We start from the raw sequence: 20,946 nt of genomic DNA on the forward strand, positions 1-20,946 counted from the left end.
AAACGATAGAATTACCCAATGCGGTTAACCTTTCATTGCGCAGGCCACCAGTTCACTCTTACCCGCAGTGAGGGCCTTGAACATCTTTTTGTCGATGACAAGCCGGTCAGCCTGCGTGCCGCCAGCAGTCTTGAGTCAGAGCATTGCTTTTCGGTGGGCGACGATAATTGGCAGGCCAAATTGCTCTGGCAACCCCAGCAGCGCAGCCTTCATTACCAGATGCAACTAAACGGCCAGCGCGCCGGCGAAGGCCAGGTGCTGTGCAGCGAGCCTTTCGAGCCTGAGCAGCCCGTGACTCCCCTCCAAGAGCCCACAGAGCAAAGCCGCCACGGCAAGGGCTTAGGCTGGTTGGCGTTGGCGCTCAAACTCTTTAAAAGTGCCTCGGCAGTGAAGGTGGCCCTGGCTGGCGCTTCTTTTGCCTCCTACGCCTACCTCTTTGACTGGAAAATCGCCCTGGCCCTGATTGCCATCTTGGTTATTCACGAATATGGCCACCTTTTGGCCATGAAGCGCTTTGGTGTCAAAACCAAAGGGATTTATCTCATTCCTTTTGTCGGCGGGGCCGCGGTGTCTGCCGAACAGTTTAAAAGCCAGTGGCAAGAGCTTTATGTGGCCCTGGCTGGCCCCAGTGCCGGCCTTGCCAGTACCTTGCTGGCCTATGGCGCCTGGCAATTTACTCAAAACCCCTGGCTTGGCGCGGTGACGGCTTTAGGTGCCTTTTTAAATCTGGTGAACCTCTTGCCCATTCACCCTCTCGATGGTGGCCGGGTGCTCAAGGCGGTAATGGCCTCTACCGGCAATAAGCTGGCGTTTTATGGCCTGTTGCTGGTATCGGCACTGGGTTTTGCCCTTAGCCTTTATTTTGGGCTAGTGCTGCTGGCTATCTTGCTGGTAGCAGGGCTTTTGGATTTGATGGGTGAGCGCAACCAACCCACCCGGCAGCTGCCCATGAACCGCTGGGGCATGGTTGTGGGCGGCGCCTGGTACAGCGCGGTGCTACTGGCTTTACTGGCCCTGGTGTGGGCCATGGCCGATAGCGGCTTGCCTGGAACGCAAATTCCGCATTTACTATTGTCATCCTAAGGAGTTCAAAACAAAGGGGAAGCCGATGTTGGCACCGGTAGTGCCCAGTAACGAGCCAGAACGGCTGGCCTCACTGGAGCGAAGCGGGCTATTGAAAAGCGGTGAAGATCCGCGTTTTACCCGCATCGTCAGCCTGGCAGCCAAGATGTTCAAGGTGCCTACGGCGCTCATTTCTCTGGTAACGGAAAAGGAGCAGCGTTTTAAAGCCAAAGAAGGGATGAGCGGCAACGCCACGCCGCGCAGTACCTCCTTTTGTGGCCATGTGGTGGCCCGGGCTGCCCCCATGGTGGTGGAAGATGCCACCCAGGATGCCCGCTTTTTTGATAACCCCCTAGTGACCGGGCCGCCGGACATCCGCTTTTACGCCGGCCACCCCATCTATTTCGAAGGCCAAATCCTTGGCACCCTGTGCCTTATCAGCCCCCAAACCCGCCGCTTTAGCGAAGAAGATGCTGAAACCCTGGCCAGCCTCGCCTCCTGGGTAGAAAACGAGGTGCGCCTCAATGCCATCACCCAGGAGCGCAACCAACTGAGCGGCGAACTGGAAGTGGCTCATCGCCAAGCTATGACCGACCACCTTACCGGGGCCTGGACCCGCCGCATTCTGCCCACCCAGGTAGCAAGCGACGTCAGCCGCCGCACCGCCGTGCATCAAGCCAGCACTGCCGTGGCGGTAGACTTGGATTGCTTTAAAGGCATCAATGACGAACTGGGCCACGATGTGGGGGATGCGGTGCTGGTAGAGCTGGTAGCACGCCTTGGCCATAACCTTCGTAGCAACGATTTGGTGATACGGCTGGGGGGCGACGAATTTTTGCTGTACCTGGGCAGCTGCCCACTGGAGGAGGCCGAGAAACTGGCGGCCCGGCTTTTGGACGCCATCTGCCTGCAACCTGTGGTCATTAACGACGAGCTGTCGGTGCCCATCAGCATCAGCCTGGGGATAGGCAGCAGCAACCAGTTGGAGCTGGACGCCCTTATCGCCCTGGCGGACGATGCCCTCTACGACAGTAAACGCAAGGGCCGGCGCTGCTATTCAAGCAGGCAACTTTACCGCTAACCCCTTGCGCCCTGCCCTGTCGTTCATGGCGCAGGGCCACTACTCTTAGCCGGGTTTCATTCCTTTAGCTGGCAAGGAAGCCCGTCTTTTTTACAGCAAGCCCATGCTCATGGCCTTGAGCACCGCCTGGGTCCTGTCTCTGACCTCAAGCTTGGCCAAAATGGCCGACACCTGGTTTTTTACCGTGCCTTCCGATTTGAACAGGGTATTGGCGATTTCCTTGTTGGCGTAGCCGGCCGCCATCAGCTTGATAATTTCCAGTTCCTTTTCACTTAAGGCAGGGGCGCTATCAGCAGGTAAGCCAGCCTCCCCGGCCAGCATGCGCCGGGCCAGGGTTTCGGTCAGGCCCGGCTGAATAAAGCGGCCGCCGCCGGCCAGCTTTTCTACCGCCTCCACCAGGGTCTCCATGGACACGTCTTTGAGTAAAAAGCCCTTGGCACCGGCCGCCATGGCCGCTGCCAGGGCCTGGCTGTCGTCAAAGGTGGTGAGTACTAGTACCGCAGGGCCGCTGCCATCGAGCTTATCCAGCACCCCCTGGCCATCCAGTACCGGCATGCGAAGGTCTAAAAGCATCACGTCTATGCCGTCATGCTCGTTCAACAGCTGCAGCGCTTGCTGACCGTTGGCGGCGGTTGCCACCACCTCTACCTGCCCAGACAGCGCCAGCAAAGAGGCGATACCGTCTCGCACCAGCGCCTGATCGTCCACCACCAGCACTTTTATCATCACCCGCCTCCCAGCTCGGCTTTAAGCATCAATGCCTCATGTTCGCGGCCAACTTGCAAGGTGCCACCGGCAGCGGCGACCCTTTCCGCCATCCCCTTAAGGCCCATGCCTTGGCGCCAGTGGGCCGCCAGTTTGCCGTTGTCCCGATAACGCCACTCATAACCTTGGCCCTTGGGGGCCAGGGTCAGCCAGGCGCTACTGGCCCCGGCGTGGCGCAAGGTGTTGGTAATGGCCTCCCGGCTCAGTAAAAACACCAGTTGCGCCAGCTGCGGCTCGGCCACAGAGCAAAGTTCAAGATGCAGGTTAAGCCCTACCGCCGGGCCAGCCAGTTGCTCAAGGGCGGCTTTGAGGTCGAGGTTTTCGTCGCGAATATCGCTGACCGCGCTTCGCACCGAGCCAAGGGCGTCCCGGGCCTGCCCTTCCAGCACCGCCAGTTGGGTCAGCTGTGGGTGGGTACGCCTTTGCACCTGCAAACCGATGGCAAGGGCGGTGAGCTGGTGGCCAAGGCTGTCGTGCAAATCGCGAGCGATACGCAGCCGCTCGGCCTGGCGGCCGGTTTCTTCCAGCAGCATCTGGGTGGCTTGCAGCTCGCGGTTAAGGCTCTCCAGCTCTTGCCTGGCCAACTTTTCAGAGCGGGCCGATTGCGCCATTCCCAAAGAAAAGAGGTGAAAGCTGTACCAAAGCCCCAGCCAGATAAGGTCAATGCTCTGATAGTGAAAGTGCTGGCTCAGCACAAAGGCGCTGGCCATAGCGAGCGCCGCCGGCAGTGGCCAGGGCTTTGGCAGGTAAAGAGGCGCGCCAGCGCACCAGATAACCCCCAGCACGCCCAGGTAGCCAAAACTATTGAAGCTAAACAGTGCCACGGCCGAGGCCCCGGCCAGCAGCCAGCCCCAGCGGCCGTGCCAGTGGGCGCACTGCAACACAAAGCCGAAGAAGAAAAGCAGCATCAGCCCCAGGGCCAGCATGGAGCTGCCCTGGGTTGCCATAAAGCCAATCACCACCAGCCAGGTCAAAGAGCCGGCCAGGAAGTTGGCATTGCGATAGAAGTCTTTGTTCATGCGGGCATTATGGGCCAGTAACGGGTTTTGCCAATAGGCCACAAGTCACGGCAAGGCATTCTCGGCTCGTAACATTTCCGTCATGTTATACAAAATGGCGACAGGTCCGCGCAGTTCGTGACCTTGAGCACATAAGATGAAAAACATTTAACACAAACAAAGCCTTGCTTATTGACAGCTCAGTTTTTGAACTGCAATGTGAACCACTTTAGAAGGCCCTGATAAAGAGCCCAAAAACACGAACTGGCTTAACACGCCGTTAAAGAGACCCTCCTCATTCCGGCCGGTCCGGAAGACGATAAGAAGTTGTCGGGTTTCCAGGCAACAGCGGGAAGATTGACGACCATGCGCATATTCAAAGGCTCAGACAAACTGATTTACAGCCAAGCGGTGGGGACTGCGGTGATTTTGGTGGCCGCGCTTATCGCCAATAACACTCAATACCTTGGTGATATCACCGGGCCAGGCCTGATGTGGAGCTTGGCCGGGGTGCTGGCCAGCATCATGTTGGCCAACTGGCTGATGGACAACAGGGTCCACGGCCTGATGTTTGACGACGAAGCCATCGAGATACGCTACCGGCGCCGCCGCATTACCCTGAGCCGCCAGCAGATCACCCGCATCGAATCAGTGGGCAGCATCCAGGCGCCGGCCTGGTTTGTGTATACCGACGAGCAGCGCTACCTGGTGCAAACAGAGAAGTTTCCGCGCTGGATCCGCTTGCAGATCCTCGATCAGATGCAAAAATTTCGCCGCGACTTACGTTGAGGCTGGCCGGGTCAGTAAAACGACAGCCTTTGGCGTTTAGCATCGAGAGGTTCTCACTCCTGGTAACGTCCGATGCTCACTGACGAACTCTCCTTTCTCAGACCCTTTATCTATGCCGGGGCCGGTCTTATTGTGCTGGCCCTGCTGCTTTATGTCTGGCGGCGCTTGCGGCTGCGTAATGCCTACGAGCGTACCCCGTTGTTTACCGACCGCGAATTGGCCTTTTTACCACTGCTGGACGAAGCCTGTGGCCGCGATTACCGGGTCTTTGCCAAGGTGCGCTGGGCCGATGTCATTGGCGTGCAGGCCAGATTCAAGGGCAGCGACTGGCAGCGGGCCTTTAACCGCATTTGTGCCAAACGCCTCGATTTCGTGCTGTGCCGCCCCGACGACCTGGCGGTGATGCTGGTGCTGGAATTGCTGCCTGAAGGCAAACCGAGCCGCGACCGCAAAAAGCGCGACAAACAGCTCATCAAGATTTGCGAAAAAATCGGTCTGCCCCTTATTCAGCTTGATGTGAGCAACAATACCCGGGCTATTGATATTCGCGCCCGTATCGAACAAGCCCTCAAAGGCCGTAAGCCAGAGCCGGTGCTGGCCCGTTCAAGTAACGCTGCCGCTGAACCGGATACCCCCATCCCCCCGCAGCAAAGCGTCGCCGAGCCGCAGGCCCCGGTTCAAATCCAAGAGGATGACGAGTCGCTGCCGCCGCTGATGGCCAGCCGCCAGACAGCAGAAGAGGCCCTGGTGGAGATAAGCAGCGACGCCCCTATTGAGCGGGCCGAGAAGCACTGCCCCAAGTGCGACAGCCCCATGCAAAAGCGCACCGTCAGCAAAGGCCAATACCAGGGCCAGGTGTTTTGGACCTGCGCCAACTACCCCCTTTGCAAAACGGTGCTACCGGTTGACCAAGACAAGCCCAAAGCCCGGGAAGTGACCAGCGAAGGGCTCTTTACCCTGCGCGCCTCCCGCTGATTTCCCCCAAGGCGCCACCGGCGCCTTTTTATGGCGATTTTTCCGCCAGGGCCATTGCTCCTGTCACACAAAATCAGTAGGCTTGCGCCCCTTATTAACTAAGGGGTATCCCAGAGTGCTGACCACCGCCAATATCACCATGCAGTTCGGCGACAAGCCGCTTTTCGAAAACATCTCCGTCAAGTTTGGTGAGGGCAACCGTTATGGCCTGATCGGTGCCAACGGCTGTGGTAAGTCCACCTTCATGAAGATCCTCACCGGTGAACTGGAACCCAGCGCCGGTAACGTCTCCCTGGCCCCCCACACCCGCATGGCCAAACTGGGCCAGGACCAGTTCGCCTTCGAAGACTTTTCCGTTATCGACACCGTGGTGATGGGCCATGCCGAGCTGTGGGCCATCAAGGCCGAGCGCGACCGCATCTACAGTCTGCCGGAGATGAGCGAAGAAGACGGCATGAAGGTGGCAGACTTGGAGGTGCAGTTTGCCGAGATGGACGGCTACAGCGCCGAAGCGCGCGCCGGTGAGCTGCTGCTGGGTCTGGGCATTCCCCTTGAGCAACACTACGGCCTGATGGCCGCCGTCGCCCCCGGCCTCAAGGTACGGGTGCTGCTGGCCCAGGTACTGTTCTCCAACCCCGAGGTGATGTTGCTGGACGAACCGACCAACAACTTGGACATCCACACCATCCGCTGGCTTGAAGGGGTGCTCACCGAGCGCGACTCCACCATGATCATCATCTCCCACGACCGCCACTTCTTAAACCAGGTGTGCACCCACATGGCAGACATGGACTACGGTGAGCTGCGCCTCTATCCGGGCAACTACGACGAATACATGACCGCCGCCGAACAGTCTCGCGAGCGCCTGTTGGCCGACAACGCCAAGAAGAAAGCGCAAATCGCCGAGCTGCAGACCTTCGTCAGCCGCTTCTCGGCCAACGCTTCCAAGGCCAAGCAGGCCACCAGCCGCGCCAAGCTGATTGATAAAATTCAACTGGAAGAGGTCAAACCCTCTTCCCGCCAGAGCCCCTTTATTCGCTTCGAGCAGGCCAAACAGCTCTATCGTCAGGCGCTGCAGGTGGAAAACCTGGCCCAGGGCTACGACGGCACCCTGCTGTTCAAAGACTTTAAACTGAACGTGGAAGTGGGCGAGCGCATCGCCATCATCGGCGCCAACGGTGTGGGTAAATCCACCCTTTTAAACACCCTGGCCGGGGTGATGGAGCCCAAAGAAGGCGCCATCAAATGGTCCGAGAACGCCAACATCGGCTTCTACGCCCAGGATCACGCCGACGATTTTGCCATGGACACCAACCTGATGGACTGGATGGCCCAGTGGCAGCAGGAAGGGGACGACGAGCAGACCCTGCGCGCCGCCCTTGGCCGCATGCTGTTTGGCCAGAGCGATATCAAGAAGAAGGTCAAGGTGCTGTCCGGTGGTGAGCAGGGCCGCATGCTCATCGGCAAGCTGATGATGCACAAGCCCAACATCCTGTTGATGGACGAGCCCACCAACCACATGGACATGGAGTCCATCGAGGCGCTCAACCTGGCCCTGGAGCACTACAAGGGCACCTTGCTGTTCGTGTCCCACGACCGCCAGTTTGTCAGCTCCCTGGCCACCCGCATCATCGAGGTGACCCCCACCGGTATCAAAGACTACCTGGGCAGTTACGACGACTACCTCAAGGCCCAAGGCATCAACGAGATGCGATAAGCCAACAAAAACAGCGCCCAAGGGCGCTGTTCTTTTATCGACCTTTTGCTACAAATTTTTCCTTAAGGCAAATCGAAAGGCGGTCGTAATCTATATAGGTAAATCAACAACAATAGCTTGCCTTATGATGTCCCGTAACGTTGCCCTCCTTCCCCTGCTGCTTTCCTTTTTGGCAGGCTGCGCCAGCCATAACAACAGCCAAGCCGCTCCCCGCAACGACTATTTTGCCAGCCTTGAGCACTATCAGTTTGCCCTGGCATCGAGCCAACTAAGCCAAGCGGCAAAAAAAGGGGACCTCAAGGCCAAGCAATATCTCAAACAGTACGGTACCTGGCTCCGAGCCCAGGTTGCCATCGAGCAAGGCAGCGCCGATGCCCAGGCCAGCTACGCCCGGCAACTGGCCAACCCTAAAGGCGCCACTATGCCGAACTACCCGGCAGCCGCCCATTGGGCTGCCCTTGCCGCCAAGGCAGGTAACGCCCAGGGCCAGTATTGGCTGGCCCACTTTTATGAGACCGGCCAAGGCGTGGTACGAGACCCCGACCAAGCCTTTTACTGGTACCAGCAGGCCGCAGCCCAAGGGCTGGTCCTGGCCCAGCGTCATTTGGGAGCGCTGCTGGAAAGTGGCGAATTGCTGCGCCCCGACCTGCATCTGGCCGCCCACTGGTACCGCCAGGCAGCCGATCAGGGCGATAGCCAGGCCCAATATCAACTGGGCCACTTTTATCAGCAAGGCCGCGGTGTTGCCCAGGATCTGAGCGCCGCCAAATACTGGTATGAACTGGCCGCCAAACAGGGCCAACCCAAGGCTCAATATCAGTTGGGACTGCTGCTGCCCGCCAGCGACCCTAAAGCCCGCTACTGGCTGCAACAAGCCGCTCGTCAGGGCAATGTCCAGGCCATAGACCGGCTCTCCATCAGCGCCGTGCAATAAGCGCACAGGAAAAAACGCCGCTTAGCGGCGTTTTTTTATTGCTGTTGTTTTCTTCACCCCATGTGTATTAGTGTATCAATACACAATACAGGTGATGACATTGTTTAATCTCAACCCGCAATCCGGCATACCGATTTATCGCCAGCTTTATGAGCAGGTAAAGCGCCTTGTTACCGCAGGCCAGCTAAAACCAGGCGAAGCATTGCCGTCGGTCAGGGAACTGGCAGTGCGCCACAGCGTTAACCCCATGACCATTTCCAAGGCATACAACCTGCTGGAAGCGGATGGCGTGTTGGTACGTCACAGGGGAAAACCGATGACCGTAGCGACAGCGGTGGCTTGCAGCCCCGAAGAGCTGCTGCAACCGCTGTTGTCCCAATTTATCCAAAGTGCACGTCAGCTCCATTTGAGCGATGCGCAGGTCATTGACATTGTTAACAAAGGATTGAAAAAACAGCATGACTGAGTCCCTGATCAAAATAGAAAACCTCAGCCAAACCCTCGGTAAGACACAGGTGTTAAAGAGTGTCAGCAGCAGCGTTGGACAGGGGGAAGTGATTGGCATTTTAGGATTAAACGGCGCTGGCAAAACGTCGCTGTGTGAAGCTCTGCTCGGCTTTCGGCCTGCCACTTCAGGCAGCGTAACCCTATTTGGTACCTCGGTTGATGCGCTGCCTGGGAGCAGCAAACTTGCCATCGGCTACGTGCCGCAAAAAGAAGAGTTATTGACTCACCTCACCGCAGAGCAAAATCTAAAACTCTTTGCCAACTTCTACCCCCACTGGGACTGGCTTTTTGTCGAGCAACTAGCAGAAAAGTGGCAAGTGCCACTGGCTAAGAAGGTCAATACCCTGTCTGAAGGCCAGCGTCAAAAGCTGTCCATCATCACCGCTCTTGGACACCATCCCCGTTTGCTGGTATTGGATGAACCCGTTGCCAGCTTGGACCCTTTGGCTCGGCGCCAATTTATCAGCACCCTTATCGACGAAATGACGGCGACCAACTGCACGGTTCTGTTCTCCAGCCACATCGTTTCAGACCTTGAACGTATCGCCAGCAGGGTCTGGATACTCAAAGCAGGCAAGCTGATCATCGACGAAACACTCGACACCCTGCAGGAACGCGTTGCCAGAATAAATAGAGCCTCCCTTTTCGAGCACCAGCCCGTGCTCCACGAATTTAATGATGGCAGCCTGTTGGTTGTCACCGAAAAGCCGGTCAGTGCCCTGCCCCTTGAGCAGCTCTTTGTGGAGATCCATCAATGAGGGGGCTTATTCAAATATTGGCCATGATGTGGTTTGAAAGAACGGCACAGGTGCTGCTAAATGGCGGCAGCCTTTTACTGTTGGCAGTCAGTTTTGCAATACCGCCAAGCACCGGCTTTGGGATACGTATGGCCGCTGGCTGCCTGCTTTCCATCAATATGACCCTACGTAGTGTCATAGTTCATCGCCAGATCATGAGCATGCATAGCTTGCGCCTATCGCCAAAAGCAATACCGACCGCCCATCTGGCGCTATTTATCAACGCGTTGCTTTTGTCGATACTCATCAGCGCCATTCAAGACAGCCTGAACTGGCCGCTCTGCTTTTTATTTTTCAGCCTCGAATTCATATTGCTGCAACTGTTTTGTCACAACCGCCTGGGGGGCATGATCGTCTTCACGGCACCGTTAATACTGCTCTGTAATGTGTCGCTGATGCCAGTGCTAGAGAGCTTCAACGGCACTCCCGGTATAGCGGCAACAGCACTGGTTTTGTGGGGACTTTTTTTCTTTATTCAGCGGTTTGTTATTCCGAGTCCACCATCTCAATACTTTTTCGATAAGGGCTGGAACAATAAAGCCGAGCCAATCAGATTAATTGAAGACCACTTTTCCAAGATGATTAAAGAGCCGGCCTTGAGCCTCCTTGCCGGCTGCGATGCCAGCTATGTGGCTTTTTTTATGCGGGGACTGTTGGGCCTGACTTTGTTGCTACTGGCCACCATCGTTACCAGCATGCACCACGGGATAAATTGGCCGCTTTTTGCCATCACCTCGACCCTGCTCAGCAGTTGGCTTGCCGTCAGCATTGGCAAGGTTTCAACCCGGCTTCGCTACCTGTGGTTGCGCCATCCCGGCACTAGGTTGCAGCAAACCAACGTGATGGAAAGATTAATCCTTCGCCAAACATTGAGTGCCGGTGCAATACAGCTTTTTGCGGTCCTGTTGCTGGCCTGTTTTTCAACCATCGCCATGGCATTGCTGCTGCTCTCGGTTATTCTCAGCGCCGCTTTGACTGCCTTAATGCAGTATTTGGCCACAACCCGCTGGGCGCCGGACGATACCCGGTTTTTACCGCCGCTTATCTACATGCCGTTGATGGCGCTTGCCATGCTGTTGCGAATCGAGCAGGTCACCTTGTTACCGTTGGCCTTGGCAACCGTGGTGATTGGCGCACTGGCTTTGGCATTGCGTCAAAACTGGTACCGGCAGGCGCTTATCAAAACAAGCCCAGCTGGCCCCCGATAAGCTGTTCGAACTCAAGGTTGATAAAAGGCAGGATGGCTTCGGCCACCGGCTGTAACTGGCGGTCGATGTAGTGCTGGTAGTCGATGGGGCTTTGCTGGTATTCCAAAGGCTCGGGGCCGCTTAGGGTCATCAGGTAGCTGATACTGCCCTTGCCTTGGTATTTGAGGGTTTTGCCAGCCTTTTTATTGTGCTCGTCGGCCAGGCGCGCGGCCCGTACATGGGGCGGCACATTCTTCACGTATTGGTCGAGCTTGCGGCGCAGGCGCTTTTTATACACCAAATCGCCATCGCGCTTGCCGGCTAAGGTCTCTTCTACCGTGGCGCGGATAAAAGCCGAGGGGTCCTGGTCACTGAATACCAGCCGGTAGAGCTCGGTCTGAAATTGCTTGGCCAGTACCGTCCAGTCGGTGCGCACCGTCTCCAGCCCCTTAAACACCAGTTCACCGTCGCTTTTAAGGCCGGCATAACGTTTTTTAGAGCCCGCCTCCGAACCGCGAATGGTGGGCATCAAAAAGCGCTGGTAGTGGGTCTCGTATTCCAGCTCCAGGTGGCACTCAAGGGAAAACTCGTCCTGTAACGTCTGTTGCCAGCGCGCGTTGATATCCGCCGCCAGCCCTTTGCCTATGGCGTCGGCTTGGTCATGGTCGAGGGCGTCGTCCAAGAGCACAAAGGTGGAATCGGTGTCGCCGTAAATCACCTGGTGGCCGGCTTCTTCTACCCACTTGGCGGTCTGCTGCATGATGGCGTGGCCGCGCAGGGTAATGGAGCTGGCAAGGCGGGTGTCGTAAAAACGGCACCCCCCTGAGCCCAGCACCCCGTAGAAGGAATTCATCAAGATTTTGATGGCCTGGGAGCGGGGCGCGTCTTTTTGGCGCTTGGCCTGGTCCCTGGCTTGCCAGAGCTCAGTGATTATCTCGGGCAAAAAATGCTTGGTGCGGGAGAATTTGGCCTCCCGAAAACCGGGGATGGCGTCCGCTTCCACCAGCCCTTCAATCAGCCCTAAAGGGTCGATTTTAAAGGTGCGGATAATGCTCGGGTACAGGCTCTTAAAATCCAGCACCAGCACGTTGCGATAGAGCCCGGGCCTGGAGTCCATCACGTAGCCGCCAGGGCTGGCAAGGCCGCCCCCCAAGGGGAGGTTGGGGGCCACAAAGCCGGCGCGGTGCAGCTTTGGCAGGTAGAGATTGGTAAAGGCCGCCACCGAGCCGCCGGCGCGGTCAAGCTCCAGGCCGGTCAGCTGGCTGCGCAGGATAAGAAAATCCAGCAGCCGGGTCTTGGCAAAGATGTCCCACACCAGCACACAGTCTTCGAGGTTGTAGGCCGCCAGTTTCGGTTTGTTGAAGCGAAAATCGTGCTCAATCTCGGCCAGGCGGTTGTCTACGTCTTCGGTTTTCTTGCCGCGCCCCAAAAGGGCCTGGGAGACAAATTCCAAGCTGAAGCTCTCGAAGTTGTAGGTGGCAATCTTGAGCGCGTCGATGCCGTCGATGGCAACCCGCCCCGGCAGGGACGCAAAGGCCTGGCCGTCGCCTGTGGCATCGCGTATCCAAAGGGCCTCACCGCCCCGGCCCAGGCGCAGGGTCATGCCGTGGCGCTCCGCCCTTTTGGCCAGCAGCCGCAGGTCAAAGGCCACCACCGACCAGCCAATGATGATGTCTGGGTCCAGGCGCGCTATTTCTGCCTCAAGGCGTTGCAGCAATGCCTTTTCATCGGCTACCCAGTCTATCTCGCCATCGCTGGGCTCAGGCGTCCCCACCATCAGCACCTTGGCCGCGCCGTTGCCATAGAGCCCTGCTGAATACAGCTCGCCCTTGGCCGAACACTCCAAATCCAGACTCAGCACCTTGAGCGTGGGCCGGTAGTCGGCGCCTTTTATTCGCACCTGGCGCCACTCGGTATGACCGGTCTTGGCGGTAGGTACGCCGTCAAAGGCGATGGCGCCGCGGGCAAATCGTTCCATCAGGTAACGGTCGGAGAGTTTGATGTCCGCTTCCAGCACTTCGATGCCATTGCTGGTGAGCTGCGCCTGGCCCTGTTTGTGGGCCTCAAGGGTGGCGAAATAGAGCATGGCCACCGGCTCGCGGGCAAAGCTTTGAAAGCCCAGCTCTTTGACGTCCGCCAGGCTACCTGCCAGCAGACTTTTGGCCTTGGCCAGGTTATTGGCCGCCACCATCAGCACCGGTTGTTCCCCTTCCACCACCAGTTTGGCCGGGCCATCGGGGCCGCTCAGCCAAAGGTGAATTTCGGTTTTACCGGCGATATCGCGATGATGGCGAGAAAGTAAAAAGCCCTGGGGCAAGGGTCTGTCTCCACTGTGGCTGCAGCCGCTAGTTTACTGGTTAAAAAAACAGTATCCAAAAATTTTATCCCCACCCTGTAAAAATGCCAGGGCGCAAGGCGCACAAAAAATCACAAACACTTGAATTAAAAGAATTTTACGGCTTGGCATGGCCTTTGCGGGAAGCAATATACATTTATCGAAGTCAAGGAGATCGATATGGCTAACCGTCTGAATAACCGCAAAGTAGCCGTTTTGGTTGCCGATGGGTTTGAGCAAATCGAGTTAACCTCTCCAATAGAGGCCCTTAAGGAAGCGGGCGCCAAGGTAGAGGTTATTGCGCCGTCACCAGGCCAGGTCAAAGGCTGGCAGCACGACCATTGGGGTGACCAGTTCGATGTCAGCTACTGCCTGAACGATGGCGACCCGGAAGATTACGATGCTCTGCTGCTGCCCGGCGGCGTCATGAACCCCGATACCCTGCGAAACGATACCCGAGCGGTCCGCTTTGCCCGCCATTTCTTCGATGCGGGTAAACCGGTGGCTGCCATCTGCCACGGGCCGCAGTTACTGGTGGAAACCGGCGCTTTGACTGGCCGCACCATGACCTCGTATTCGTCTATTAAAACCGATTTAAAAAACGCCGGCGTGCGCTGGGAAGACCGGGAAGTTGTCACGGACCAAGGCTTGGTAACAAGCCGCAGTCCTGATGACTTACCGGCGTTTAACCGTAAGATGGTCGAAGAATTTGCCGAGGGTAAGCACCGCGGGCAACGTACCGCTTGAGCCAAAGCGCGTAATGAAAAAGCGGCCCGAAGGCCGCTTTTTCAGATTTTGAATTTGCCCACCAGGCCATGAAGCTCGGTACCGAGCCCGGCCAGGGTTTCGGTAGAGTTGGCGGTTTCCTCCGAGGCCTGGGCGGTTTGCTCGGCAATTTCCCGCACCCGCACCACGCTGCGGTTTATCTCTTCGGCCACGGTGCTTTGCTCTTCGGCGGCGGTGGCGATTTGGTGGTTCATGTCCTGGATGCGGGACACGGCATTGGCAATGTCGGTTAAAGACGCACCAGACTGCTGGGCCAGGGTCACGGTTTCGTCGGTGAGCTGGCGGCTGCGCTCCATCATCAGCACCGATTCTTGAGTGCCGTGCTGCAGGTTGGCGATGAGGTTTTCAATCTCGGCGGTGGATTCCTGGGTGCGGCGCGCCAGGCCCCGCACTTCATCGGCTACCACCGCAAAACCGCGCCCGGCTTCACCAGCGCGGGCCGCTTCAATGGCGGCGTTCAGCGCCAGCAGGTTGGTTTGTTCTGCTACCGCTTTAATCACATCCAGCACGGTGCCGATGCTGTCGCTGTCGGCTTTGAGTTTTTCCATGGCCATGGCGGTATGGCCAATTTCCTGGGAAAGCCCCTCAATTTGTTGCACGGCCCGGGAAATCACTTTGTTGCCTTCGGCGGTGGTGTGGTCGGCTTCGGAGGCCGCCACAGCGGCCAGCTCGGCGTTGCGGGCCACTTCCTGCACGGTGGCGGTCATTTCGTTGATGGCGGTGGCCACCTGATCGGTCTCGGCGCGCTGGCGCTGCATACCGGCACTGTTTTGTTCAGTCACCGCCGACAACTGCTCGGCAGAGCTGGCCAGTTGCTCGACGCTGCCACTGATCTGGCTCATCACATCGCGCAGGTTCTGGTTCATATGGGCCATGGCTTGCATCAGCTCGCCCAGCTCGTCTTTGCGCTCTACCCGGATGGTCGTACTCAAATCGCCATCGGCAATGGTGCGAGCCACGTTCACAGTGTCACGCAGCGGCCGCACTATTTGGCGGGTAATAATCCAAGCGCCCAGCACCCCCAGCATCAACGCCAGCGCCGACACCACAATCAGGGTTAGGATGGCCGAATGGCTGTCGGCTTCACGTTTGTCGGATTGAGACTCCATCAGGCGGTCAACCTGGGCACCCAGTTTCAGGGCCTCGGTGTCCATCTCTTTACGCAGCGATTCCTGCTCGCCCACCACTTTATTGAGCTGCAATACATGCTGGCGATAACCGGCCAGGGCCTTGAGGGCGTCATCGAGGATTTGACGGTCACCACCGCCAATATTGAGGGTGTCGGCCAGTTGCTGGATCTCGGCCATGGTCATGGTGGCGGCATCAAGGTTTTTGCTGCTGCCGTCAAAAATATAACCGCGCATGTAGTAGCGCAGCATGGCCACCCGCTGGTTGATGTCGGAGGCCAGCAGGGCGTTGGACACCACCGCTTCGTCGGCCATCACCTGAGCCATGCCCCCCAGGCTTTTATTGAGTTCGGTAACCTTGCCCACCATGATGTTGCCGATTTTCACCCAACTGGTGCGGATCTCGGCTTTCTTGTTGGACAGCTCCACAAAGCGGGTGAATTCGCTTTGGTACTCTTTGGCAATGCTGTTGATCTGCTCAATGGTTTTGACATCAACCGGCGCCACAAACAAAGATTTCTTCTCAAGAGCAATGCTGGCAATCTTTTTGATGGCCTTATCAAAGTCGCCGACTTTGGCGTCATCCCCCGACACCAGATAATCGCGGCGGCTCACCTCGGCGTCCATCAACAGGTCGTTGACCATCCCCCCAACAGCGACTTTATCGCTTCTTGCCAGCATGGCATTTAACCCACGGCTCCCGGTCACGGCCACCACCAGGGTCAGCACCAGCACGATGCCAAAGCCCCAAGAGAGCTTGGCGGCGACTGACAGGTTATCCATGATACGGGTTAGGTTACTCATCGGGGGGTTGCCTCTTTTATGCACGAGCTGCCCATCTATAGCGACACCGGTGCGCGGATCTTGAGCTGACCATAGATGAAACTCAAGGTTTTTGGGGTGACCGAAATCAACAAGCCATCATTTAACATGATGATAATCATGACGTTTTACTTGCTTAACCAGCAGTTCAATCTTTGCTCTCAAAAGTAGCCGAAAACCCCATGGCTGCCACCTGTAACAAACCCCCTACTCTGTCGGCCCAGTACGAGGCCGGAAGGTCGCCGACACTAGGCATATGTCTAAAGCCGCGCGACTTTTTGGCCTTTTTTTGATCAAGATGGCCTTTTTGCACTGCGCGGCGGCCAAGGTTCCCTCTGGCCACTGGCGCAGTTAAAAACAACAAGATAAGGTGGCAGTTCGCGTAAACAGTAAGCACTAATAAACCGGCCAGCCGTTACGGCGCCCACGACACGGATGTACCGATGCCCTTCAGGACCCAACTGGCCAGACACACCTTTTCGACCTTATTGTCCGTTGTTGCCGCGGTGCTGTGCTTTGTGATTGCCCTGCAACTGATCCTGGCCAGCGCTCGCCATGAGCTGCAACAAAACGGCCAGGAGACCCTGGCCACCTTCGACGCCATTTTCGGCGAGATCCAATCGGTCACCGATGCCCTCAACCGCCTCGGCTACGCCGATTGCAACCGCGACAACCTGCTGGCCATGCGCCGGGCCGTATTTAATGCCAACTACATCAAGGGCATTGGCTTTTTCCAAGACGGCAAACTGGTGTGCGCCACCAGCTCAGGAAGATTAAAAACGCCGCTCACCGAGCCCAAACCCGATTACCAAGATGCCCAAGGCAATCAATTCTGGCTGCGCTCGCGGATCATGCTGTTTCGTGACGACAGCACCCCCCGTTACGCTTTTATCGCCCAGCGAGGCCGCTATAACGTGGTGCTTGAATTGCAGCAAAAGCTGGCCGTTGAGATGCGCAATGCCCGGGATTGGGAACTGCTTTTCCAAGGCCAGGGCCACCCGCCGGTGCACATGGCCGGGGTGCAGGGATTGTTCGATGGCAGCCTGGCTCAGGAACAGCTCACCAATACCAGTTTTAGCGCTTGTAGCAGCCAATACCCTCAATATTGCCTGGCCCTTCGCCAGTCATCACAGGCGGTGCTTGAGCAAAACAGCTACCTGATGGTGGTGGCTTTTATCTTCAGCTTGATAGTGGGCGCCGCCACCAGCATCGGCCAAAGTTTGTATCGCGATTACCGCAGTTCCATCCGGGTCAGGTTACGCCAGGGCTTGAGGCATCAAGGCTTCTACTGGCTGCTACAACCTGTGGTGGACATGGCCTCCGGCAAGGTGATTGGCGCTGAGGCTCTGGCCCGCTTTGCTGACGACATCGGGCCGTTATCGCCGGATCAGTTTATCGACCGCTTACGGGAGCTGGAGCTGGCCTGGCCCTTTACGGTGCAGATGCTAAACCGCACCTTGACCGAGCTTGAAGCCTGCACCGAACTGCCGGCGGGCTTTAAGGTGAGTTTTAATATCTACCCTCACCTGCTTGCCACGGGCGCCATTCGCGAATTAATGGCGCTGCCGGTCATCAAGGCCAGCCGATTTAAATTGGTGTTTGAGGTTACCGAAGACGAAGAACTGGACAAGGCCCAGGCACAAGCCAACCTGCACTACCTGCGCCAGCAGGGCATTGGCCTGGCGGTGGATGACTTTGGCACCGGTTATGCCAACCTAGGCCAGCTCATCAAGATGGATTGCGATCTGTTGAAGATCGATCGCAGTTTCGTCACCGACATGGAAGAGCACAGCGTACGCTCTTCCCTTATCCCCCAAATCGTCGGCATCGCCCGCCAGCTGAATGTGCAGTTGGTGGCCGAAGGGGTAGAGAACGAGCGCCAATACCAAGCCCTTAGAAAACTTGGGGTGGATTACGCCCAGGGTTGGCTGTTTGGTAAACCCATGACCTTAGGCGAATTGGTTGTGTTACTGGAGCAACAAGCCGCAGCGGCCTGAGGGAAGCCCTTCCTCTTAGGAAACCGACAAGACGCCTTTACCTTGAAGCTGTCCAACAGGGACACACTATCAAGGAGAAGATCATGCCTACCATTACCCTCGTTCAAAATGCCGACAACCAAAACGGTGTTCACAACATGCGTGGCCAGCCGGGTGGTATCCCGCTGACGGGCCTTGCCGGTGACCATGCCGTCTTTACCTGTACCAATCCCTTGGCCACCATCCAGGGTATCACCAGCGTTGATATCGTTTATAACACTGGCGTCCCGGCCCCGGAAACCATCCAGGTAAGCTCGGTACAGCCCTGAGCCAAAGCCGGTTGCTGCGGTAGCCGGCTTATTTCCCTTCAGCGAGTCAATACCCCCACTTCACCGCATCACCCTGGAAAAGCTTCCCCTGCCAACCCGCAACGGCGCTTTTTATCCTGCCCTTAACCGGCAACCGCCGGCACTCAAGGAAAGGAGAACACCCATGCCTGTAATCGTCCGTCACCTCACTCCCAACAACGCTCTGCAACCCGGCTATGCCACGGCCCAAGTGCTGGCCCAGGAAACGGTGCTGCATTTTGCCGCCGTGCGCGGCACCAATGTCGGCATAGGCCCGGCTTCTTGCTGCGCAGCGCTTGCCGTACAGCCCACCCATCAGTTCCCGGCTCTGCCGGGCCAGGGCTTTGGGGTGGCTTTTGGCAATTCGCAAGTGGCCGCTGGCGGCCTCGACCAAGGCCCGGTTGGCAACCACGCCGAGCGCTGCGCCCTCACCGCTGCCGGCAATAACCACCTGGCGCTGACCAACCCAGCCGTGATGTTTGTCGAGCTGGCGCCCTGCAATGGCTGCCTGAATTGGTTGGAGGGTAACGGTGGCGGCGTTGCCAACCCTTACGATTTTGGCCCACATGGCGACACCCTGAATGTCTGGTACGCCTTTGACTACCCGGATGTTAACCAGGCCCTACAGGCCTTTCATCTGCTGCCCATCGACCAGCAACAAGCCGCTGTGGCGCTGTGGTAACGCCTCAAGATACGGGGGCAAAAGCCCCCGTATTTTCAAAGTAGCATTGAAAGTGAATCTGCAATTTCAGCGTTTTACTTGCGCGAAGCAGCGGTTAGGGTAAGCACTCCCCCAACCTCGCTGCAGGACCCCAATGAACATCACCGATTTTGCCAAGGCCCGCTATTCCACCAAGGCCTTTGACCCCAGCAAAACCATTAGCGACGACAAAATAGCCCAGCTCATGGAGCTGGCACGCTTTAGCCCCTCAAGCGTTAACTCCCAGCCCTGGCACCTGATCTTGGCCGCGACCGAAGAAGGCAAAAACCGCATCGCCAAAGCGGCTCAGGGTGGTTACAGCTTTAACGAAGCGAAAATCAAAAACGCCTCCCATGTACTGGTGTTTTGCGCCAAAACCAGTATTGATGAGCACTACATCGAAGAGCTTATCGCCACCGAAGATGCCGATGGCCGTTACCCCACCGAAGAAGCCAAAGTCGGTGGCCGCCGGGGCCGCACCTTTTTTGTCAATCAGCACCGCTTTGCCCTTAAAGATGCCCAGCATTGGATGGAAAAGCAGGTATACCTGAACCTCGGCACCGTGCTGCTGGGCGCCGCAACGCTGGATATCGATGCGGTCCCCATCGAAGGCTTTGACGCCCAGGTCCTGGACGCCGAGTTCGACCTGCACGCCAAGGGCTATACCAGCCTGGTGATTGTGGCCCTGGGCTATCACAGCGAAGACGATTTCAATAAAAAGCTGCCCAAGTCTCGCTGGCCGTTGTCGCGCATCTTTACCGAGTGCTGAAAAAACACCGGCCATGGGCCGGTGTTTTTTATCTCCCCCGTTTTAGCGCAGCCTGGTCTTTACCGGGCCTGCCGCCAGGGTTAAGGTAATCCGAATTTACCTTTTAATAACAATAAAACGGATAGGGAAAGCCCCATGAAAAAAGCCCTTTTTGCGCTGCTGCTCACCCAAGCCAGCCTGCTCCCGCAACCGGTATTGGCTGCCGATGCCTCGGCCAATCTTGGCCAGTGTTTGATTGATTCTCTTAATGGCCGGGAACGTAAGCAATTGGCCCAGTGGATCTTCTTTGCCATGTCCAAACACCCCGACATCCAGCAATACGCCAAGGTCAGCGCCCAGGACATCACCCTTTCCAATAAAAGTACCGGCGCCCTTATCACCCGCCTGTTAACCGAAGACTGCCCGGCCCAGGCCAGTGCCGCCCTGAAAACCTCCCCCACCGCCTGGCAAGGCGCCTTTCAGATGGTGGGCCAGGTCGCCATGCAGGAGCTGATGACCAACCCCGATGTTAGCGCTGCCGTGACCGGTTATACCCAGTATCTGGACATGGACAAGATCCGCGAATTGGGAGCCAAGTAACACTTTAAGGCTTGGCCGGTAACAGCCCGGCTGCCTTGGTAACATTTCTTAATAAAGCGCTAAGCAACGGCTCTGAGGATGAGCCCGTCCTTGTCGTAACCAGGTAAGCCGTACCGATGAAGTTCCATTCCATGAAGCTGGCCGCCGCCATTGGCCTTTGCAGCGCATTTGGCGCCCACGCCTCCGATACCTGGGAAACCATCAGCAATGTCAGTACCGATGCCCTGATCGCCGGGGCCTTTGTGGTGCCCGCCTACAAACAAGATTGGGAAGGCGCCAAGCAAGCGGCCTTTTCCATCGGCAGCGCCGCCGGTACCAGCATTGTGGCCAAGCACCTTATTCATGAGGAGCGCCCGGACCACAGCGGTGACGACAGCTTCCCGTCCAACCACGCCAGCGCCGCCTTTGCCGCCGCCACCACCCTGAACATCCGTTACGGCTGGCAATACGGGGTGCCGGCCTATGGCTTGGCAGCACTCACCGCCGTTGGCCGGGTGCAGGCTGACCGCCACTACTGGAAAGACGTGGTGGCCGGCGCCGCCATCGGTACCACCGCCGGTTATCTCTTTACCCATAAGTTCAGTGACAACCTGGCTATCGCCCCCTGGTTTGACGGCCATGGCGACACCGGGGTGATGGTCTCCATGCGCTGGTAAGCCGTGTTCTAAGAAAAAGGAGGCCAGAGAACCTCCT

The 20,946-nt window shown here is 57.4% G+C and carries 20 protein-coding genes; 16 read left to right on the top strand and 4 right to left on the bottom strand.

The window, feature by feature from the left end; all coding sequences use genetic code 11:
* Nucleotides 1-18 precede the first annotated feature (18 nt).
* Together EDC28_RS00115 and EDC28_RS00120 are read left to right on the top strand one after the other, a co-directional pair.
* The gene (locus tag EDC28_RS00115) at nucleotides 19-1,083 is read left to right on the top strand and encodes a metalloprotease (RefSeq protein ID WP_123420260.1); all 1,065 of its coding nucleotides are present in this window, start codon (nucleotides 19-21) and stop codon (nucleotides 1,081-1,083) included.
* 25 nt (nucleotides 1,084-1,108) lie between these two features.
* On the top strand, nucleotides 1,109-2,143 hold the full coding sequence (locus tag EDC28_RS00120; RefSeq protein ID WP_123420261.1) for a sensor domain-containing diguanylate cyclase: 1,035 nt from the start codon (nucleotides 1,109-1,111) through the stop codon (nucleotides 2,141-2,143).
* Nucleotides 2,144-2,233: 90 nt separating this feature from the next.
* Here the strand turns inward: EDC28_RS00120 and EDC28_RS00125 are convergent, their stop codons facing one another.
* Together EDC28_RS00125 and EDC28_RS00130 are read right to left on the bottom strand one after the other, a co-directional pair.
* Nucleotides 2,234-2,869, bottom strand: coding sequence for a response regulator transcription factor (locus EDC28_RS00125; protein WP_123420262.1), 636 nt, complete (start codon nucleotides 2,867-2,869; stop codon nucleotides 2,234-2,236).
* Nucleotides 2,869-3,927: a sensor histidine kinase gene (locus EDC28_RS00130; protein ID WP_148049769.1), complete on the bottom strand. Its 1,059-nt coding sequence runs from the start codon at nucleotides 3,925-3,927 to the stop codon at nucleotides 2,869-2,871. Before EDC28_RS00130 ends, EDC28_RS00125 begins: the two co-directional genes overlap by 1 nt.
* Before the next feature lie 345 nt (nucleotides 3,928-4,272).
* Between EDC28_RS00130 and EDC28_RS00135 the strand changes: the two genes are divergently transcribed.
* From EDC28_RS00135 to EDC28_RS00165, 7 genes are all read left to right on the top strand, one after another.
* A complete protein-coding gene (locus tag EDC28_RS00135; protein ID WP_050660702.1) occupies nucleotides 4,273-4,695 on the top strand; it encodes a hypothetical protein in 423 nt (140 codons plus the stop codon).
* 72 nt (nucleotides 4,696-4,767) lie between these two features.
* Nucleotides 4,768-5,670, top strand: a complete 903-nt coding sequence (locus EDC28_RS00140) for a DUF2726 domain-containing protein (RefSeq protein WP_123420264.1) — start codon at nucleotides 4,768-4,770, stop codon at nucleotides 5,668-5,670.
* A 115-nt stretch (nucleotides 5,671-5,785) separates the two neighbouring features.
* A complete protein-coding gene (locus EDC28_RS00145) occupies nucleotides 5,786-7,387 on the top strand; it encodes an ABC-F family ATPase (protein ID WP_050660705.1) in 1,602 nt (533 codons plus the stop codon).
* A 124-nt stretch (nucleotides 7,388-7,511) separates the two neighbouring features.
* Nucleotides 7,512-8,321: a tetratricopeptide repeat protein gene (locus tag EDC28_RS00150; RefSeq protein WP_050660706.1), complete on the top strand. Its 810-nt coding sequence runs from the start codon at nucleotides 7,512-7,514 to the stop codon at nucleotides 8,319-8,321.
* A 94-nt stretch (nucleotides 8,322-8,415) separates the two neighbouring features.
* On the top strand, nucleotides 8,416-8,787 hold the full coding sequence (locus tag EDC28_RS00155; protein WP_336391472.1) for a GntR family transcriptional regulator: 372 nt from the start codon (nucleotides 8,416-8,418) through the stop codon (nucleotides 8,785-8,787).
* Nucleotides 8,780-9,586: an ABC transporter ATP-binding protein gene (locus tag EDC28_RS00160; protein ID WP_123420266.1), complete on the top strand. Its 807-nt coding sequence runs from the start codon at nucleotides 8,780-8,782 to the stop codon at nucleotides 9,584-9,586. The genes EDC28_RS00155 and EDC28_RS00160 overlap by 8 nt, the downstream gene beginning before the upstream one ends.
* The gene (locus EDC28_RS00165) at nucleotides 9,583-10,833 is read left to right on the top strand and encodes a hypothetical protein (protein WP_123420267.1); all 1,251 of its coding nucleotides are present in this window, start codon (nucleotides 9,583-9,585) and stop codon (nucleotides 10,831-10,833) included. Before EDC28_RS00160 ends, EDC28_RS00165 begins: the two co-directional genes overlap by 4 nt.
* On the opposite strand, the gene EDC28_RS00170 is transcribed toward EDC28_RS00165, so the two are convergent.
* A complete protein-coding gene (locus EDC28_RS00170; RefSeq protein ID WP_123420268.1) occupies nucleotides 10,805-13,129 on the bottom strand; it encodes a DNA polymerase II in 2,325 nt (774 codons plus the stop codon). The genes EDC28_RS00165 and EDC28_RS00170 overlap by 29 nt on opposite strands.
* 198 nt (nucleotides 13,130-13,327) lie before the next feature.
* Between EDC28_RS00170 and EDC28_RS00175 the strand changes: the two genes are divergently transcribed.
* Nucleotides 13,328-13,894 (top strand): type 1 glutamine amidotransferase domain-containing protein, encoded by a 567-nt coding sequence (locus EDC28_RS00175; protein WP_211355703.1) that lies wholly within the window; start codon nucleotides 13,328-13,330, stop codon nucleotides 13,892-13,894.
* A gap of 41 nt (nucleotides 13,895-13,935) precedes the next feature.
* Here the strand turns inward: EDC28_RS00175 and EDC28_RS00180 are convergent, their stop codons facing one another.
* Nucleotides 13,936-15,864, bottom strand: coding sequence for a methyl-accepting chemotaxis protein (locus EDC28_RS00180; RefSeq protein WP_050660712.1), 1,929 nt, complete (start codon nucleotides 15,862-15,864; stop codon nucleotides 13,936-13,938).
* 461 nt (nucleotides 15,865-16,325) lie between these two features.
* Between EDC28_RS00180 and EDC28_RS00185 the strand changes: the two genes are divergently transcribed.
* The 6 genes from EDC28_RS00185 to EDC28_RS00210 all read left to right on the top strand — a co-directional run bounded on the left by EDC28_RS00185 (nucleotide 16,326) and on the right by EDC28_RS00210 (nucleotide 20,909).
* Nucleotides 16,326-17,879 (top strand): EAL domain-containing protein, encoded by a 1,554-nt coding sequence (locus tag EDC28_RS00185; RefSeq protein WP_123420270.1) that lies wholly within the window; start codon nucleotides 16,326-16,328, stop codon nucleotides 17,877-17,879.
* A gap of 83 nt (nucleotides 17,880-17,962) precedes the next feature.
* Nucleotides 17,963-18,187 (top strand): hypothetical protein, encoded by a 225-nt coding sequence (locus EDC28_RS00190; protein WP_123420271.1) that lies wholly within the window; start codon nucleotides 17,963-17,965, stop codon nucleotides 18,185-18,187.
* A gap of 163 nt (nucleotides 18,188-18,350) precedes the next feature.
* On the top strand, nucleotides 18,351-18,887 hold the full coding sequence (locus tag EDC28_RS00195; protein ID WP_050660715.1) for a cytidine/deoxycytidylate deaminase family protein: 537 nt from the start codon (nucleotides 18,351-18,353) through the stop codon (nucleotides 18,885-18,887).
* A gap of 133 nt (nucleotides 18,888-19,020) precedes the next feature.
* Nucleotides 19,021-19,674, top strand: coding sequence for an oxygen-insensitive NAD(P)H nitroreductase (gene nfsB / locus EDC28_RS00200; RefSeq protein WP_123420272.1), 654 nt, complete (start codon nucleotides 19,021-19,023; stop codon nucleotides 19,672-19,674).
* 135 nt (nucleotides 19,675-19,809) lie between these two features.
* Nucleotides 19,810-20,253, top strand: coding sequence for a hypothetical protein (locus tag EDC28_RS00205; protein WP_050660717.1), 444 nt, complete (start codon nucleotides 19,810-19,812; stop codon nucleotides 20,251-20,253).
* Between the two features lie 116 nt (nucleotides 20,254-20,369).
* Nucleotides 20,370-20,909 carry a phosphatase PAP2 family protein gene (locus tag EDC28_RS00210; RefSeq protein ID WP_244946515.1) on the top strand — a complete coding sequence of 180 codons (540 nt, stop codon included), beginning with the start codon at nucleotides 20,370-20,372 and terminating at the stop codon, nucleotides 20,907-20,909.
* Nucleotides 20,910-20,946: the final 37 nt, after the last annotated feature.

Source organism: Gallaecimonas pentaromativorans (assembly GCF_003751625.1).
Lineage (GTDB): Bacteria > Pseudomonadota > Gammaproteobacteria > Enterobacterales > Gallaecimonadaceae > Gallaecimonas > Gallaecimonas pentaromativorans.

What these genes read in the sequence shown, in the direction of transcription:
- EDC28_RS00115 (WP_123420260.1), top strand. Translation starts at nt 19, where the DNA reads ATGCGGTTAACCTTTCATTGCGCAGGCCACCAGTTCACTCTTACCCGC.
- EDC28_RS00140 (WP_123420264.1), top strand. Translation starts at nt 4,768, where the DNA reads ATGCTCACTGACGAACTCTCCTTTCTCAGACCCTTTATCTATGCCGGG.
- EDC28_RS00195 (WP_050660715.1), top strand. Translation starts at nt 18,351, where the DNA reads ATGCCTGTAATCGTCCGTCACCTCACTCCCAACAACGCTCTGCAACCC.
- EDC28_RS00150 (WP_050660706.1), top strand. Translation starts at nt 7,512, where the DNA reads ATGATGTCCCGTAACGTTGCCCTCCTTCCCCTGCTGCTTTCCTTTTTG.
- EDC28_RS00160 (WP_123420266.1), top strand. Translation starts at nt 8,780, where the DNA reads ATGACTGAGTCCCTGATCAAAATAGAAAACCTCAGCCAAACCCTCGGT.
- EDC28_RS00205 (WP_050660717.1), top strand. Translation starts at nt 19,810, where the DNA reads ATGAAAAAAGCCCTTTTTGCGCTGCTGCTCACCCAAGCCAGCCTGCTC.
- EDC28_RS00125 (WP_123420262.1), bottom strand. Translation starts at nt 2,869, where the DNA reads ATGATAAAAGTGCTGGTGGTGGACGATCAGGCGCTGGTGCGAGACGGT.
- EDC28_RS00130 (WP_148049769.1), bottom strand. Translation starts at nt 3,927, where the DNA reads ATGAACAAAGACTTCTATCGCAATGCCAACTTCCTGGCCGGCTCTTTG.
- EDC28_RS00185 (WP_123420270.1), top strand. Translation starts at nt 16,326, where the DNA reads ATGCCCTTCAGGACCCAACTGGCCAGACACACCTTTTCGACCTTATTG.
- EDC28_RS00180 (WP_050660712.1), bottom strand. Translation starts at nt 15,864, where the DNA reads ATGAGTAACCTAACCCGTATCATGGATAACCTGTCAGTCGCCGCCAAG.
- nfsB (WP_123420272.1), top strand. Translation starts at nt 19,021, where the DNA reads ATGAACATCACCGATTTTGCCAAGGCCCGCTATTCCACCAAGGCCTTT.
- EDC28_RS00135 (WP_050660702.1), top strand. Translation starts at nt 4,273, where the DNA reads ATGCGCATATTCAAAGGCTCAGACAAACTGATTTACAGCCAAGCGGTG.
- EDC28_RS00155 (WP_336391472.1), top strand. Translation starts at nt 8,416, where the DNA reads ATGACATTGTTTAATCTCAACCCGCAATCCGGCATACCGATTTATCGC.
- EDC28_RS00165 (WP_123420267.1), top strand. Translation starts at nt 9,583, where the DNA reads ATGAGGGGGCTTATTCAAATATTGGCCATGATGTGGTTTGAAAGAACG.
- EDC28_RS00175 (WP_211355703.1), top strand. Translation starts at nt 13,328, where the DNA reads ATGGCTAACCGTCTGAATAACCGCAAAGTAGCCGTTTTGGTTGCCGAT.
- EDC28_RS00120 (WP_123420261.1), top strand. Translation starts at nt 1,109, where the DNA reads ATGTTGGCACCGGTAGTGCCCAGTAACGAGCCAGAACGGCTGGCCTCA.
- EDC28_RS00210 (WP_244946515.1), top strand. Translation starts at nt 20,370, where the DNA reads ATGAAGTTCCATTCCATGAAGCTGGCCGCCGCCATTGGCCTTTGCAGC.
- EDC28_RS00190 (WP_123420271.1), top strand. Translation starts at nt 17,963, where the DNA reads ATGCCTACCATTACCCTCGTTCAAAATGCCGACAACCAAAACGGTGTT.